The sequence below is a fragment of the Novosphingobium sp. genome (assembly GCF_030696665.1).
Taxonomy (GTDB): domain Bacteria; phylum Pseudomonadota; class Alphaproteobacteria; order Sphingomonadales; family Sphingomonadaceae; genus Novosphingobium.
On record NZ_JAUYRV010000050.1, the window covers coordinates 1 to 15,714 of the forward strand.

The 15,714-nt window shown below is 60.8% G+C and carries 14 protein-coding genes; 8 read left to right on the forward strand and 6 right to left on the reverse strand.

Going from position 1 to position 15,714, the window contains the following annotated elements:
• On the reverse strand, positions 1-736 hold a 736-nt coding region (locus Q8R81_RS15870), incomplete at its 3' end, for a crotonase/enoyl-CoA hydratase family protein (protein ID WP_371135390.1).
• Between the two features lie 147 nt (positions 737-883).
• Entirely contained in the window at positions 884-2,083 is a 1,200-nt protein-coding gene (locus Q8R81_RS15875; protein WP_305619535.1) for an LL-diaminopimelate aminotransferase, read from the reverse strand.
• A gap of 181 nt (positions 2,084-2,264) precedes the next feature.
• Here Q8R81_RS15875 and Q8R81_RS15880 point away from each other — a divergent pair, with 181 nt between their 5' ends.
• The 3 genes from Q8R81_RS15880 (at position 2,265) to clpS (ending at position 5,793) form a co-directional block, all read left to right on the forward strand.
• Positions 2,265-4,133, forward strand: coding sequence for an alpha/beta hydrolase (locus tag Q8R81_RS15880; RefSeq protein WP_305619498.1), 1,869 nt, complete (start codon positions 2,265-2,267; stop codon positions 4,131-4,133).
• A gap of 147 nt (positions 4,134-4,280) precedes the next feature.
• Complete coding sequence (locus Q8R81_RS15885; RefSeq protein ID WP_305619499.1) at positions 4,281-5,165, forward strand: phasin family protein; 885 nt, start codon at positions 4,281-4,283, stop codon at positions 5,163-5,165.
• Between the two features lie 217 nt (positions 5,166-5,382).
• Positions 5,383-5,793: an ATP-dependent Clp protease adapter ClpS gene (gene clpS, locus Q8R81_RS15890; protein WP_305619500.1), complete on the forward strand. Its 411-nt coding sequence runs from the start codon at positions 5,383-5,385 to the stop codon at positions 5,791-5,793.
• A gap of 4 nt (positions 5,794-5,797) precedes the next feature.
• Here the strand turns inward: clpS and Q8R81_RS15895 are convergent, their stop codons facing one another.
• A complete protein-coding gene (locus Q8R81_RS15895; RefSeq protein ID WP_305619501.1) occupies positions 5,798-6,238 on the reverse strand; it encodes a hypothetical protein in 441 nt (146 codons plus the stop codon).
• 308 nt (positions 6,239-6,546) lie between these two features.
• Here Q8R81_RS15895 and lptF point away from each other — a divergent pair, with 308 nt between their 5' ends.
• Together lptF and lptG are read left to right on the forward strand one after the other, a co-directional pair.
• Positions 6,547-7,788, forward strand: coding sequence for an LPS export ABC transporter permease LptF (lptF, locus tag Q8R81_RS15900; RefSeq protein ID WP_305619502.1), 1,242 nt, complete (start codon positions 6,547-6,549; stop codon positions 7,786-7,788).
• On the forward strand, positions 7,778-8,878 hold the full coding sequence (gene lptG / locus Q8R81_RS15905) for an LPS export ABC transporter permease LptG (RefSeq protein ID WP_305619503.1): 1,101 nt from the start codon (positions 7,778-7,780) through the stop codon (positions 8,876-8,878). The genes lptF and lptG overlap by 11 nt, the downstream gene beginning before the upstream one ends.
• Positions 8,879-8,882: 4 nt before the next feature.
• On the opposite strand, the gene Q8R81_RS15910 is transcribed toward lptG, so the two are convergent.
• The gene (locus Q8R81_RS15910) at positions 8,883-9,977 is read right to left on the reverse strand and encodes a fatty acid desaturase (RefSeq protein WP_305619504.1); all 1,095 of its coding nucleotides are present in this window, start codon (positions 9,975-9,977) and stop codon (positions 8,883-8,885) included.
• Positions 9,978-10,132: 155 nt separating this feature from the next.
• Here Q8R81_RS15910 and Q8R81_RS15915 point away from each other — a divergent pair, with 155 nt between their 5' ends.
• Complete coding sequence (locus Q8R81_RS15915; RefSeq protein ID WP_305619505.1) at positions 10,133-11,290, forward strand: N-acetyltransferase; 1,158 nt, start codon at positions 10,133-10,135, stop codon at positions 11,288-11,290.
• A 246-nt stretch (positions 11,291-11,536) separates the two neighbouring features.
• On the opposite strand, the gene Q8R81_RS15920 is transcribed toward Q8R81_RS15915, so the two are convergent.
• Positions 11,537-12,331 carry a Crp/Fnr family transcriptional regulator gene (locus Q8R81_RS15920; protein WP_305619506.1) on the reverse strand — a complete coding sequence of 265 codons (795 nt, stop codon included), beginning with the start codon at positions 12,329-12,331 and terminating at the stop codon, positions 11,537-11,539.
• Positions 12,332-12,568: 237 nt separating this feature from the next.
• Here Q8R81_RS15920 and Q8R81_RS15925 point away from each other — a divergent pair, with 237 nt between their 5' ends.
• Both Q8R81_RS15925 and Q8R81_RS15930 read left to right on the forward strand, forming a co-directional pair.
• Positions 12,569-12,907, forward strand: coding sequence for a response regulator (locus tag Q8R81_RS15925; RefSeq protein WP_305619507.1), 339 nt, complete (start codon positions 12,569-12,571; stop codon positions 12,905-12,907).
• Positions 12,908-12,990: 83 nt separating this feature from the next.
• Positions 12,991-13,785, forward strand: coding sequence for a response regulator (locus Q8R81_RS15930; RefSeq protein WP_305619508.1), 795 nt, complete (start codon positions 12,991-12,993; stop codon positions 13,783-13,785).
• A gap of 72 nt (positions 13,786-13,857) precedes the next feature.
• Here Q8R81_RS15930 and Q8R81_RS15935 read toward each other — a convergent pair whose 3' ends face one another.
• Entirely contained in the window at positions 13,858-15,582 is a 1,725-nt protein-coding gene (locus Q8R81_RS15935; RefSeq protein ID WP_305619509.1) for a CHASE domain-containing protein, read from the reverse strand.
• Positions 15,583-15,714: the final 132 nt, after the last annotated feature.

Consider the following 15,714-nt stretch of genomic DNA (forward strand, 5'->3'; position numbering starts at 1 on the left):
TCTTCGAATACATCAGTTCGTGCTGGGCGATGGATTCAGCCATCAGCACTTCGTCCACGGCCATATCGGGCGTGCGGTTGGAGAGCATCTTTGCGCCGCGCACAGCGGTGGGGCTTTTGGAGGCGATGTCCTGCGCCAGAGCCATCGCATCGGCCAGAGGATCAGCGCTGACGTGGGTGGCGAAGCCGAAGCGGACGGCTTCCTCACCGCTGAATTCGCGGTGGGTGTAGGTCAGTTCGCGCAGCACATCATCGCGCACGTTGCCGCGCCACAGCACGTATCCGGCCATGTCGGGCACGAGGCCCCATTTGACTTCCATCACCGCCAACCGCGCGTCAGGCGCGATGAAGCGCACGTCCGCGCCGCTGGCGACTTGTAGGCCGCCGCCGAAGCACACGCCGTGGACGGCGGCGATCACTGGCATGGGCAGCTTGCGCCATACCATCGCCGCCTGTTGTGCCCGGTTGGCGTTGCCGTGGGTGCGCTCGGCCAGGCCACCTTCACCCCAGCGATCCGCCTGCCCCATGCTCGACAGGTCCAGCCCCGCGCAGAACGAGCGGCCCGCGCCCGACAGCACCACTGCACGCACGCCACGTTCGGAATGGAGATGGTGCCCGGCGGCGATGATAGCTTCGAACATGGCGTCATCGAGCGCGTTCATCTTGTCTGCCCGGTCCAACAGAACGTGAGCGACATGGTTTTCGACGGTGATGGAAACGCGCTCATGAAAGTTCATCGGGGGCATCCGCTCATTGTTTGTTGCGAGCCAAGGTGCCTTACCGAATGGCGCGGGTCCAGTGTCCACTTATGACGGATGGCGCATACGGAAACGGCCCTCCCCGCGCTGGCGGAAAGGGCCGTCACTTCAATCAGATGTGGCGCGTCAGGCAGCCGAGGAATTGACGCCCATCGACTGCAGGTAGCGCTTGATATTGCGTGCGGCCTGGCGGAGGCGCTGCTCGTTCTCGACCATCGCGATGCGCACGTAGCCTTCGCCATCCTCGCCATAACCGACGCCCGGGGCGACCGCGACTTCGGCGTGGGTGAGGAGCTGCTTGGAAAATTCGAGGCTGCCGAGGTGCATCAGCGCAGGCGGCAAAGGTGCCCATGCGAACATCGACGCCTTGGGGCTGGGGATGTCCCACCCCGAACGGCCAAACGCCTCGACCATCACATCGCGGCGCTTCTGATACAGTTCGCGGTTCTTCTGCACGATGTCCTGCGGGCCGTTGAGCGCGGCGCAGGCAGCGGCCTGAATCGGCGTGAACGCGCCGTAATCGAGGTAGGACTTCACCCGCTTGAGCGCGGCGATCAGATGGGCGTTGCCGACCGCAAAGCCGACGCGCCAGCCCGCCATCGAGAACGTCTTGGACATCGAGGTGAATTCCACCGCCACGTCCTTTGCGCCCGGAACCTCAAGGATCGAGCGGGTGGGATTGCCGTCAAAATAGAGTTCGGAATAGGCAAGGTCCGACAGGATCCAGACCTTGTTTTCCTTCGCCCACGCAACCAGCCGTTCGTAGAAGGCCAGATCGACCGTTTCGGCCGTCGGGTTCGACGGATAGTTGACGATCAGCACCGACGGGCGCGGCACCGAATACTTCATCGCGCGATCAAGCGAATCCCAATAACGCTCGTCCGGCGTGGTCGGCACCGAGCGGATCGTGGCACCGGCAATGATGAAGCCGAAGGTGTGGATCGGGTAGCTGGGGTTGGGCGCGAGCACCACGTCACCCGGCGCGGTGATGGCCGTGGCAAGGCTGGCGAGGCCTTCCTTCGAACCCATCGTCATCACCACTTCGGTTTCCGGATCAAGGTCCACATTGAAGCGGCGGCCATAGTAATTGGCCTGCGCCTTGCGGATACCGGGAATGCCCGACGAGGCCGAATAGCCGTGCGCATCGGGCTTGCGCGCCACTTCGCACAGCTTGTCGATCACGTGATCGGGCGGCGGCAGATCGGGGTTGCCCATGCCGAGGTCGATGATGTCCCTACCGGCGGCGCGCGCGGCGGCCCGCATGCCGTTGACTTCGGCAATGACGTAGGGCGGCAGGCGCTTCATGCGGTAGAATTCTTCGTCCACGGTTGAATACTCATCGAAAAGGCGCGGCAAGATCGCCGCAAAATGGCCCTTACGCGAAATGCCTGCGTGTGGAAACTCTGCTCTCGCATTGAAGCCGTGGACCAGATCAGGGCTAACAAGCTGTCACATGGCGTGTATAGATTTACGAGAAACAGCCATGACGTAGCGGCGGGGGATGCACATGACGGACAAGACAATCACCGATTCGGTCGTGTTCGAGGATCTGTTTCGGCAGCAGGGAGAGGCCATGCGCGCCATGTTTGCGCCGATGGTGCCGGGTGCCGAAGGCATGAGCGCCGATCCTGCCGACTTGCAGCATTGGGCCATGTCAGCGGCCAAGCTTCAGAAGATGTGGCTGGATTTCAGCGCTGAACAGGCCGGCCACATCGAACCAATGCTCAGCCGGTTTGGGGACATCGGCAAATGGACGCAGACCTTCATGGCAATGGCCGGGCAGATGCCGATTGCCCATGCCGAAACCCAGACCAAGCTGTGGAACGAGAGCATGGCGCTGTGGGGTGCAGTGATGGGCCAGTTCATGGGCGGCACGAAGGCCGAATCAGAAAGCCCCGCCCTGCCCCGCAACGACCGCCGCTTTGCCGACAAGCGCTGGCGCGAACAGCCAGCCTTTGCGCTGATCCACCAGACCTACCTGTTGCTGGCCGAACGGATGCAGCAGATGGCCGAGGAAACGCAGGGCCTTTCGCCCGAGCGCAAGGAGCAGTTGCGCTTTGCCACCAAGGTGGTGACCGATGCGCTGTCGCCGGCCAACTTCCCGCTGACCAACCCCGTGGTGATTGAGCGGACGATGGAAACGCGCGGCGAAAATCTGGTCAAGGGCGTGGAGCACCTGCTGGACGATCTGCGCAAGGGACAGCTTACCCACACCGATCCCAATGCGTTCGAACTGGGCCGCAACATTGCGATGACGCCGGGCAAGGTGGTGCATGAAACGCCGCTGTTCCAGCTGATCCAGTACACCCCAACCACCGATGAGGTGTTCGAAACGCCGCTGCTGATCTTCCCGCCGTGGATCAACCGGTTCTACATTCTCGACCTCAATCCGCAGAAGAGCTTCATCCGCTGGGCGGTGGAACAGGGGCTGACGGTGTTCGTCGTCTCGTGGAAATCGGCCGATGCATCGATGGCCGACGTGGTGTGGGACGATTACGTTCGCGCGCAGATCGAGGCGATAGACCATGTCCGGGCGCGGTTGAAAGTCCCTGCCGTCAACACCATCGGCTATTGCGTGGCCGGCACGACATTGGCAGCGACGCTGGCCGTGCTGGCGCGGCGGGGTGAGGCCGACAAGGTGGCCAGCGCCACGTTCTTTACCGCGCAGGTCGACTTCGAAGACGCAGGCGAACTGCGCAACTTCATTGATGACGGCCAGCTCAAGATGCTCGAAAGCTTCTCGAACGACGGCTATCTTGATGGGCGCTACATGGCAGCCACGTTCAACGCACTGCGCGGCACGGACCTGATCTGGAACTACGTCATCAACAACTACCTGCTGGGTGAGGCTTATCCGGCGTTCGACCTGCTTCACTGGAACGGTGACACCACCAACCTGCCGTCCAAATGGCACAAGTCTTATCTATGCGACCTCTATCGCGACAACCGGCTGGTCGTTCCCGATGCGATGGTGGTCGACAATACGCCAGTGGATCTGCGCCGCATTGCAACACCCTGTTACATCCAAGCCGGGCGGGAGGATCATATTGCACCGGCGAACAGCGTGTGGAAGCTGACCCGGCATTTGTCGGGATCATGGCGGTTCGTTCTGGCAGGGTCGGGCCATATTGCAGGCGTGGTCAACCCGCCGTCGTCGGGCAAGTATCAGTACTGGTTGAACCCGTCCTCCCCCGACACGCTTGATGCGTTCATCGCCGGAGCGACGGAGACAAAAGGGAGCTGGTGGCCAGACTGGATCGAATGGATTGCCGCACAGGCAACTGCGCACGTTCCGGCGAAAGGCAAGCGCGTGCCGGGCGGTAAGGGTGACAAGGTGATCGAGGATGCACCGGGACGATACGTCCGCAGCCGCTGATCGCATCCAGTCCGTTATGGCTTCATTTCCAATATTGTGCAGTGCACAATATTCTTGACATTATCGCGCCGATTCCTATTTTGTGCAGTGCAGCAAGAGTGGAGAGATCCTTTTTCTCACCGGATTTGCTGAGCAGGAGTCGCGATGATGGCTGATGAAACGATGGCCGACGAAATGAAGGACAGCACCGTCCAACCCGCCCCCGTGGTGGAAGAAGCCGCAGTGCTGCCAGAAGCTCGGGCAATCGAAGCTGTCACACCCGTCGTTGAAGCACCGCGCAAGCCGGAGAAGCCCAGCAAGGCTCCGGTGAAGAGCGTGCCAGCCGCCAAGGCTGCCACCGCCAAAACGATGGAAGTTGCCGCGCCTAAGGCCAAGCCTGCAAAGGCTGCTGCCAAAGCCCCTGCCAAGACAAAGCCGGTGAGCAAGCCGGTCGAAAACGAACCCAAGGCGCGCAGTGCCAAGCCCCCCGTGGCTGCCGCACCCGTGCCTGCGGTGAAGCCCGCGACCAAGCGTCCTTTCACCGCCACCCCCCGCGTGAAGCAAAACAGCGCCGCCCCCAAGACAATGACGGCGCCCAGAAAGGAACTGTTCGCAATGGCTACTACCTCAACCGAAATCACCGAAAAGATGACCGCTGCGTTCAAGGACGCTCAGGACAAGGCCAAGGTCGCTCTTGAAAAGAGCCAGGCCGCGTTTGGCGATGCCGGCACTTTTGCCAAGGGCAACGTCGAAGCGATCGTTGAATCGTCAAAGATCTTTGCTTCGGGCCTGCAGGAAATGACCAAGGGTTATGTTGCAGAAACCAAGTCGGTTTTCGAAATCATGACCGCCGACGTCAAGGATCTGACCACGGTCAAGTCGCCCACCGAATTCTTCGAAAAGCAGTCGGCCCTGATGCGCAAGAACTTCGACGCTGCGGTTGCCGCCAGCTCGAAGAACAGCGAAGCCATGCTGAAGCTTGCGAGTGAGGCGTTCCAGCCGATCTCGACTCGCGTCAGCCTCGCGGTCGAAAAGATCAAGCACGCTGCCTGATCCGGTTGCGCTGATCCTGCATCAGCACCGCCTGTAAGGTTCGTGTGCTGCTGCTGACACGCTACAACGAAGGCCGCGCGGCACTGCTGCGCGGCCTTTGCTTTTTATGGTCAAACCAGCCAACGCGTTGAGATGCAGCTTTTGCGCCACACATTGCCGCCCTGCCCGCTTGTGCCTCTTGTGATTACGCGCGCTGAGTGCGATATTGTGATCGATCATGCGAACCGCTAGCTGCTTCCTGCCGGACAAGTCCGCGCTACCGCCTTGTGCAAGTGCCCTGCGCTGCGCGGGTGACGATGATACACGCGGCGCCGGGCGCGATAATGGCGGCGACGATCAGGTTGGCATTGCCACCAAAACCCGCGCAAAGCCCAAAAAGCCCAGCCAATTCAAAGTGCTGATGCTCAATGATGATTACACCCCGATGGAATTCGTGGTGATGGTACTCAAGCGCTTCTTCCACATGGATCTGGAACAGGCGACGCGGGTCATGCTCCACGTCCACCAGCGCGGCGTCGGCGTGTGCGGCATATTCCCTTATGAAATTGCCGAGACCAAAGTGAATCAGGTCATGGACTTTGCCCGGCAGAATCAGCACCCGCTGCAATGCACGCTGGAAAAAGCCTGATTCTTCAATTCACCTGAGCAGCGTCTGCTTCGATTGATTGACGCGCCAGCGCCCGCATAAGGGCAGCAAGCCACGCCATCGACAGGCTTCGAGCAGCGCGCGAGTGGGCTGCACCTCCGCCCTGCAGGATCACCTGTGCCACATATTGCCCATCTGCCAAACGTCCGCCGGAATAGATGGCATTGCGGGGTATCAAGGCCACTGCTGCACTTTCAAAAGCGCCGGAATCCGCCAGCAGAGCGACCCATTGCCGGGCAGCGCGTTGCATGGCTGCACTTGTCTCGGGACCGAAATCAAGTTCGTCGATAACTTTTTCAAATCCGGCGCGCTGATCGGTGGCTGCCAGATTTTCGCACCAATCTGCCAGCGCGTGAAGCTTTTCAGCATCGGAAGGTTCGCTCGTCAGTCGGCTCCACCAGAACTTGTGCCCCTTTTCCCCACCCATGCTTCAATCTCCCCGCCAGGGCCCACTGGCTTGGAAAGCCTACAACCTGAGTGGGGATTTTTCTATAACTTTAGTTATTCAACACAATGGCAGAATGCCTTTTCCCTTCCCCGGATCAAGACTTGCCGCTAGGCCTTCGGCTCGCTCACGAGCGGTTAACGTAGTCTCGTCGATGCCCTCGCAAGCTCAAGCGGGGCCACAGGAACCGCCATCGTGGAACATATTGCCCCCGAATCCGCTGAACTGCCCGAGTACGCTGAACCGAAAGCCCCGCCGATTTCCTCAACCGACATCATGGCCCTGATCCCGTGAAATTCTTCACTGCCATCGACCGCTATATCGCCCGGCTCGTGTTCGTGCCGATGCTGTCGGTCTTCGTGCTCGCCGCATCGCTGCTGATCCTCGACAAGATGCTCAAGCTGTTCGATTTCGTGGCGACCGAAGGCGGGCCGATCAGCGTCGTGTTCAAGATGCTGGCAAACCTCCTGCCCGAATATGCCAGCCTTGCCATCCCGCTTGGCCTGATGCTGGGCATTCTGTTTGCCTTCCGCAAGCTGGCGACAAGCTCGGAACTGGACGTGATGCGGGCGGTGGGCCTGTCCTACACCCGCCTGCTGCGTGTGCCCTACATGTTCGCGATTGGCCTTGCCGCGCTGAATCTGGTGATCGTCAGCTATCTCCAGCCGCTTTCGCGCTATTACTACGAAGAGTTGCAGTTCGAACTGCGCTCAGGCGCGCTGGGTGCCTCGATCAAGGTGGGGGAATTCAACTCGTTGCAGGATCGCACCGCGCTACGGGTCGATTCCAGCCGTGACGAAGGGCGCGATCTGCGCGGTATCTTTGCCCGGCTGCAAACCGAAGGCGGGCAGGTCATGGTCATCTCTGCGCGGGAAGGCCGGTTCTTTGCGAACCGTGAAAGCCCGGACACAGTGATCCTGCGGCTGACCGATGGCCAGATTGTGCAGGACGGGCCAGACATCACATCGCCCCGCGTGCTCACCTTCGCCAGCCATGATCTGCCGATAGACTTGCCCAAGATCGAAGAATTCCGCCAGCGCGGCGATGCCGATAACGAATATTTCCTGCCCGAACTGCTGCAGATCGGTTGGAGCGACCGCTACTCCGAAGAGCTGCGCGTCCAGTCGCAGGCAAATTTCAATTACCGCATCGTTGAAGTGGTGATGATGTTCCTGCTGCCGCTGCTGGCACTGGCACTGGCCATTCCGCCCAAGCGATCAACCTCGGCACTGGGCGTGTTCCTGTCGATCGTGATGGTCGTCGCCTATCACAAGGTGAACCAGTACGGGCAGGATGTGGCCAGCCTCGGGCGGGTTGATCCACTGCTGGCGCTGTGGGGACCATTCGTGCTGTTCGCGGCGCTGATCCTGTGGATGTACTGGCGCATCGCCTATGTCCCTGGCGGCCAGCCCATCGGCGCTCTGGAAACCCTGTTCAGCAAGATCGGGCGCGTGGTGCGCAAACTGTTCGAACGCAAACGCCTGCCGGATGAAGCGCCGCCGCAAGACGAGGCACCCGCCCATGCAGCTTGAATTTTTCCCCTCGCGGACATTGGCGACCTATATCGCCAAGATGTTTGCAGTGCGCATCGTGGCGGTGCTGCTGATGCTGGTGCTGGTGCTGCAGATGCTCGACCTGTTGAGCGAAAGCGGCAAGGTGCTGGCAGCCCCCGGCAATGGTCAGGGAGAACTGCTCACTTATGTCTCGTTGCGCATGCCGCAACTGGTCAGCCGGTTCCTGCCCTATTCGGTGCTGCTGGCCACGATCATCACACTGATGACGCTGAACCAGAACAGCGAGGTCATCGCGATGAAAGGTGCCGGGCTTTCCGCGCATCAAGTTCTTGCGCCACTGTTCCTCGTGGCGGCGGTGACCTCTGCGGTGACATTCGGCTTCAACGAACGCGTGGTAACCCGCGCTACGTCGACGTTAAAAGCATGGCAGAACGTAAAGTACGGGCCGATCCCGCTGGAATCGGGCACCAAGGCCAATGTCTGGCTGCAGGACGGGCCGAACATCCTGTTTGCCCGCGCCGTGGCTGGTGAAGGCAATGCCATGCGCATGGACGGGGTCAGCTGGTATCGCCGCGACCCCACTGGCATGGTGACCGAAATCGTGACAGCGCCTTCCGCAGCCTTTGCCAATCCCGGCTGGACATTCCGCAGCCCCGTGCTGTTTGACGTGCAAAGCGCGCGCAAGACGGCGCTGGGGCGCGATGCAGTCTACGCCAAAACCGTGGACCCGGTGCAGGTGCTGATCAGCCGCGTCGATGCCGATGCGGAATCGCTGGGCCAGCTCAATACCTCGCTGTCCGCCATTCGTGAGGCAGGGTTCCGCACCACCGAGTTGGAGGGCAAATGGTGGCACAAGCTGTCCGGCCCGCTTTCGGCGCTGCTGATGCCGTTGCTGGGCGCAGTCGCCGCGTTCGGCCTTGCCCGGTCTGGCCATCTGTTCGTGCGCGCGGTGATCGGCATGGCGCTGGGCTTTGCCTACTTCGTGTTCGACAATGCGGCGCTGGCGATGGGCAACTTCGGGGCCTACCCGCCATTTTTGGCGGCATGGGCACCGTTTGTGCTGTTCTTCCTGATCGGCGAGACCGTGTTGATCCGCACCGAAGAGTGATGGTTCAGCGCGCCATCATCGTGCTGCGCACCAGCCGCCCGAGCAACGGCATCAGCCCCACATAGTTCGCCTTCTCATACGTCGATCCAAGCCCTAGGTGCTTGCGCAACCTGCGATGTGCCTCGTCCAGCGAGTGATAGGGCATCGACGGAAGCAGGTGGTGCAGCGCGTGATAGCGCAGCCCCACCGGTGCCCACAGCGGCGCAAGCGCAGCGGGCGGCGGCACGTTGACCGAATCGAGGTACTGCCCGGTAACGGTCATCGCCTCGCCCTCATTCTCCCACAGATGCGCCACCAGCGTGCGAATCTGGTTGAGCAGGGCGGTGAGCGAAATGACCGCAAGGCCAATCAGCAGCGGACGCCATGAATGCGTTGCACTCCATGTCACGAGGAAGATCGCCCAGACAGATGCGCCCAGTTCTTGCCAGAACACCATGCGTGCAAAGTCACCCTCAGGCGCGCGGCGGCGGAAATCGGGGTTGATCGAAAGCGACGAAGCCCGCTCCCACACCAGCTTGCGCAACGGCGGAATCACCGCACCCAACGGCACCAGCACGGCCGAGCGGATCAGCAGGCCAATCGGCAGCAGCAACGCCGAAAGCGCGAACACCGGCAGCGACCACGGCTTCATCAAAGCCAGCGGCAGGTATTCCGGGTCTTCCGCCGTGCCATAGCGCGTGCGCGCATGGTGCAGCGTATGAACGCCTTCATACATCAGCGATGGAATCATCATCGGAATGCCGACAAGCAGGTTCCAGCCAAAGCGGAAGCCCGGCAGCGCAGTTTTGTGGATGTGCGTCAATTCATGGATAAACAGCAGCGCGCGATAGAGCGCCAATGCCGCAACTACGCCCGAGAGCGCGGCGACAAGGGGATTTTCCAGCAGGATCGCCCCTGCCAGTGCCGCATAGCCAAGCGCAGCCGACCCCAGCATGTCTGGCCAATAGATGTCGGGCCGTGCCGTAGCGATGTCGCGCGTCAGATCGACGGCAGCGCGGAGCATTTCCCGGTCATCAGGGGTTCCCGCAAGGCCGGGAGGGAGCGAGGCTGCTGCCTTGGTGGGCGCAGCAGCAAGTTCAAACGTATCGGTCGCAATCATGCCACAAATTCCAGTATGACCCGTATCTGCCGGTTGAAACCGGCATTTTTTGCACCGCCCAGCGCCCCCACACAGCGCCACCGGCTTGACAATATGATGATGCGGAACGCAGTCCGACCTTCATTACCCGCTTACCCGCAAACAAAGGCAAGATCGTGGCCCAAGGCGAAATAATCATCACTCCCGTTTCCGGCAAGGCGGACAAGAAGGCATTCGTTGATCTGGCGTATCGTCTTAACGCAGATGATCCAAGCTGGGTGCCCCCGCTGCGGATGGAAGCCGAAGAGCTGATCACGCCGGGCAAGAACCCGTTTTTCGAACACGCAGATGTGCAGTTGCTCCTCGCCCGTCGCGGCAGTGCCGTGGTCGGGCGCATTTCCGCCCATATCGACCGGCTGGCCATCGCGATGGACCCGTCGCAGGGCATGGGTCCGGGCACCGGCAATTGGGGCCTGCTTGAAGCCGAAGACGAAGCCGTGGCGCAGGCCCTGATCGGCAAGGCCGAAGATTGGCTGCGCGCCAAGGGCATGACCCGCGTGCTTGCACCGCTGTCCATGTCAATCTGGGAAGAGCCAGGCCAACTGGTCAAGGGCTTCGACCATCCGCCCACCGTAATGATGGGCCACCAGCCAAAGCGCTATGACGATTACATCAACGCCTTGGGCTATCAGCCCGCCAAGACGCTGAACTGCTTCGATCTGGACATTACCAACGAATTTCCACCGCTGATCCAGCGGGTCATCCAGTCTGGCGAGAAAAACGCCAAGATCCGCATTCGCAAGGTTAAAAAGGCGAAGTTTGAACAGGAAGCAGCGCTGATCCTCGACATTCTCAATGATGCCTGGTCCGACAATTGGGGATTTGTGCCGTTCAGCGATGCCGAGATCATGTACGCCGGCAAGAAGTTCAAGCCGATCGTGCGCGAAGACCTTATCATGATTGCGGAATATGAAGGCGAGCCGGTGGCCTTCATGATGACCCTGCCCGATCTGAACGAAGTGTTGAAGCCGATGGGCGGCAGCCTGTTCCCGTTCAACTGGGCCAAACTGTTGCTGTGGCTGCGCAATCCCAAGGTGCGCACGATGCGCGTGCCGCTGATGGGCGTGCGCAAGCGGCTGCAATCCTCGCGCCTTGCCAGCCAGTTGGCCTTCATGATGATCGAAACGATCCGCCGCACGTCGGTAAGCCACTATGGCTCCACGCGCGCCGAAATCGGCTGGATCCTTGACGACAATCAGGGAATGAACGCCATTGCCGAGGCGATCAACAGCCAGATCAACAAATCCTACGTGATTTACGACAAGGCGCTCTGACGCGAACCCCGGAAATGAAAACCCCGGTCGGGCATCGCTGCCCGACCGGGGCCGATCACCTGAAAAAAGGCCCCCGACGTTTCCGCCGGGGGCCTTTCGGGATCGTATCACCACCGCTTGGACGGGAGGGGGGGTCTCGGCGGTGACATCCTCTAAACGAGCGCACCCTTACCCGGTTCCCTGCGCTGGAAATTTTTTTCTCTTTATTTTTCAAAGGGGATATAAGAAAATTCGAGGAATGGGACACTAAATATAGGGTCTTGGTGACGGTGACGGGGCATCGAGCCTGGCAAACCTGCGCGCCTCATCCATATCGGGAATGCGGATCGCGGACAGCGTCCAATCCACCAGCCCCAGCCGACGCAAAGCCTGCAGGCTGCGGTTGGTATGCACCAGCGACAGGCCAAGCATGTCGGCGATCTGCCCCTGCGTCACGGTCAACGGTAGCAGGCCATTCGGAGCAAGCCCTGTATCCATGCCGCGCTGAACAAGAAACACGGCGAGCGCGACCATGCGTTCGCGCGCGTTGCGCTGACCAAGCGAGACAATGTGCTCCTCAAGCGCCGCCTCTTCGTGCGCCGCAAGCCAGGTCAGGTCGAACGAAAGCTGCGGCTGCTGCGCGGCAAGTTCGAAGAACCGTCCCCGCGCAAAGGTGCATAGCGTCACGCTGGTGAGCGCCTCGACAGAATGACTCATTTCCTCATCAAGCGCGGCCTGAAGCCCTATAAAATCGCCCGGGAACATGAAGTTGATGATCTGCCGCCGCCCGTCCTCAAGCAGGCGCGTGCGCATCAGCACACCCGACAGAACGGTAAACAGATGCGGCAGGCGCGCGCCTTGGGCAAAAACCTGCTCTCCTCGGGCAAAGCGCACCTCGCCCAAACGGAATGTCGCGATCCAGCCCCGCAATTCAGACTGTGGCTGGTGCAATCCGGGGCATGCTTCAAGCGGGCACGCAAGACACGGGGCACCGCCATTGCGGATCATGTGCCCCCGTACATCTTCGTCCGATCTTGCCGGAAGTTCGTCATCCCTCGCCATTTGCCCTCCTCGTCCAGCGACCCGATTCTGGCTTTCGACACCGTTTGAGATCTGGTCACGCCCGTATGTCAAAATCAATCCACCAGAGCACGACAATCGCACAGCCTTCAGCGCCTGCTATGTCAAAAGACAGGGTTTGTTCCCGAGATGTGCACTATCGCTCGCGCCGATCTTGTCGATGCGACGGGCCAAAAATTGGGGAATTTTCTGCAAAAACAAAGTTCTGATGGGCCGCTCGTGCTTGTAGTCGAAGACGGAATTCTTGTCGCTATGGCGATCGAGGATGCGCTGGTTGATCGTGGGATCGACGTGGCCGTCGCAACAACGTTGGCAATGGCCGAGGCACTGGTGGCTCAGCAACTGCCAGATGCAGCACTGCTGGACCTGCAATTGCCCGATGGGCTAACGCTCGATCTTGCACGGTCACTGCACGAACGCGGCTGCGCCGTGGCGTTCAGTTCGGCCTTCGACGCTGACGCAGTTCCTGCAAGTCACGGATTTGCCACACAATTCAGAAAGCCCGCATCGCCGGACCTTCTAAGCGATTGGGTCGTTGCGTCTTTGCATAGATCGTAGGATAGTTTGCAAGTTCCCGGCCGGGAACCGGATGGCCGTGTCGCGCGTTTTGGGCGCACGATACTGACCGGGAAGGGGTACGAATGTCTCTGGGTTCCAAGGTTGCCAATCAGTTGCCCTATCTGCGCCGCTATGCCCGTGCGCTGACAGGTAGCCAGTCTGCGGGCGACAGCTTCGTCCGCGCTACGCTCGAAGCCGCGCTCGCCGACGAAGAGTTGCGCGCACAAATCGGCGAAGGCCGTCCGCAACTATATCATGTCTTCAACCGCGTATGGTCGACAGCATATGTCGAAACCACAGAACGCGCGCACGGCATGCTCGAACAACACGAAGCCGCTGCGCAAGAGCGTCTTGCCGCGATGACGCCGGCGAATCGCCAGGCGTTGCTGCTCACCACGCTCGAAGATTTCAGCATTGATGACACGGCCTATATCATGGGGCGTGATCCGGCAGACGTTGAACTGATGGTGCAGGACGCCATTGCTGAAATCGACAATGAATCCGCCACCTCGGTTCTGATCATCGAGGATGAACCGCTGATTTCGATGCAGCTTGAAGATCTGGTTCGCTCGCTCGGCCACGATGTGTGCGGCATGGCTGCCACGCGCACGCAAGCGCTGGAAATCGTGCAGCGCGAACAGCCGGGCCTTGTGCTGGCAGACATTCAGCTGGCCGATGGCAGTTCCGGGCTTGATGCGGTAGACGATATTCTGAAGCTCGGCTCCGTGCCGGTCATCTTCATCACCGCCTATCCCGAACGTCTGCTGACCGGGGACCGGCCCGAGCCGACCTACCTGATCACCAAGCCGTTTCAGGAACAGACCGTGCGCACCGCGATCAGCCAGGCGCTGTTCTTCGGATCGAGCCGCCCGCTCTGACTTCAGGCCAATCGACCATTGCATACCGAAAAGGGGCGTCAGCAATGCTGGCGCCCCTTTTTGGCGCCCGGATCAACCAAACCTTGTCGGTCGCCCCTGCCTTATCGCAAAATCCCCACGTTGCCGCACCGGGATCAGCAGGGTGCAGCGCACGCCCTCCGGTTCAAAGCGCAGATCCACCGGATGGCGCAATTCGTGGGCGACGATCTTTTCGATAAGTTCGGTGCCAAAACCACGCTTGCGGCGCAGCTCGGGATTGATCTCCGGTCCCCCACGCTCGATCCATTCGATGCGCGCAACATCTTCGCCCGCCATCTCCCAACGGATCGTAACGCGCCCGCTTTCAACGCTGAGCGCACCATACTTCGCCGCGTTGGTCGCCAATTCGTGCACCGCAAGGCCCAGTGAGAGCGCATCGTTGGGAGCCAGATCGACGTCCGGACCACCCATTTCCAGATGACGCAGCACGTCTTGCGCATAAGGCGCGAGTTCTGCCTGAACCACCAGCGCCACGGGCGTCGTCCCCCAGTCCGATTGGGTCAGAAGATCGTGCGTGGCCGACAACGCGCGGATGCGCCCTTCAAGGCTGTCGGCAAAATCGCTCAAACTTGTGGCCCGGCGGCGGGTTAGCGAGATGATCGACAGCACGTTTGCCAGCGTATTCTTGACCCGGTGATTCAGTTCGCGCGTCAGCGAGTTGCGGATCGAGGACTGCTGCTCGAACCAGGCCAGGGCGATGCGGTCTTCCACCGCCTGCTGGGTCAACAGCCGCGCCAGCACCAGCAGCAGTGTTGCCACCAGCAACCCGAACAGCAGTGTCATCACCGACATGATCGAAAGCATCGGTGTTGCCGGAGCCTCAATCTCCAGCAGGAACCCATGCCCCGCAATGTCGAGTGGGCGATGCACGACGCGGCCGGAGTTTTCATCGGGGGCAATCGCGGCCATCGCCTTCATGCCAGACACCTTCATGCCGGACGCCTTCGTGCCGGACTTTGGCGCACCGTCCGGCGCATCGAACAGCCGCACGCCGGCCCCTTGAAGACGGCGCTCATCAATCGACGATTCCAGAAACCGCTGCGCATTGAACGGCGAATAGACATATCCGCGCAGCTTCGTCGCCGGGTCGGTCTGCCCCAGCGCGAATACCGGCATGTAGACCAGAAATCCCGGCTCCCCGGCGGACTGCCGTTCCTGCTGCAGCACGACTGCGCTGGTAGCGGTCGGTTGCCCCGTGCGCTCAGCCTGGATCATTGCAGCCCGCCGCGCACTTTCGGAGAACATATCAAAACCGATGGCGCGGCGATTGCGGTCCGAATCCGGCTCGATGAACATTACCGGCACGACATGCGCCTCACCGGTCCCCGGCGCGGAGCGCACCCTGAAATCGGGCAGCCCGCCGCTGCGCATGATGGCCTCTACCGTGGGCACATCGGCGCGCCGCACTTTCATCGCCCAACCAATACCGTCGGAGCCAACGTAGCGCCCATCCAGATGCAACTGGCGGACAAACGTGCGGAACAGCGGTGCTTCAACCATCTGCTGCGTAGCAAACAGGGCCGCGCTGGAGCGCAGATAGGCCGCGTTGGCATTGGAACCACGTTCGATGCCCGAGGCGACTTCCTGCGCCACCTGGGCCATCTGCGCACGCTGGCGCTGGTCCTCCGCCCGCTCAATCGCGAACACGCTGAGCACGGTTACAGCCATCGTCAGCGCAAATATCCCCACAGGCACCCCGCGCGGCCAACGCTCATACCACCGGGCAGTGAGCTTCTTCTGGGCAAGAAGCTTCTCCATTGCGCGCTATCCATCCTCCTGTGTTGCGGCACCGCTTGTGGCAGCGGCCTGGTTAACCGCAAAGTAGCCAACAAACACCTTCATTCCATTGCATCTTTTACCCGGCAAAGGAATTGCCGATGCGAACGTTGC

Coding starts and splice junctions, on each gene's coding strand:
- Q8R81_RS15935 (WP_305619509.1), bottom strand. CDS start 15,582: ATGGAGAAGCTTCTTGCCCAGAAGAAGCTCACTGCCCGGTGGTATGAG.
- Q8R81_RS15885 (WP_305619499.1), top strand. CDS start 4,281: ATGGCTGATGAAACGATGGCCGACGAAATGAAGGACAGCACCGTCCAA.
- Q8R81_RS15895 (WP_305619501.1), bottom strand. CDS start 6,238: ATGGGTGGGGAAAAGGGGCACAAGTTCTGGTGGAGCCGACTGACGAGC.
- Q8R81_RS15880 (WP_305619498.1), top strand. CDS start 2,265: ATGACGGACAAGACAATCACCGATTCGGTCGTGTTCGAGGATCTGTTT.
- lptG (WP_305619503.1), top strand. CDS start 7,778: ATGCAGCTTGAATTTTTCCCCTCGCGGACATTGGCGACCTATATCGCC.
- Q8R81_RS15910 (WP_305619504.1), bottom strand. CDS start 9,977: ATGATTGCGACCGATACGTTTGAACTTGCTGCTGCGCCCACCAAGGCA.
- Q8R81_RS15920 (WP_305619506.1), bottom strand. CDS start 12,331: ATGGCGAGGGATGACGAACTTCCGGCAAGATCGGACGAAGATGTACGG.
- clpS (WP_305619500.1), top strand. CDS start 5,383: ATGCGAACCGCTAGCTGCTTCCTGCCGGACAAGTCCGCGCTACCGCCT.
- Q8R81_RS15930 (WP_305619508.1), top strand. CDS start 12,991: ATGTCTCTGGGTTCCAAGGTTGCCAATCAGTTGCCCTATCTGCGCCGC.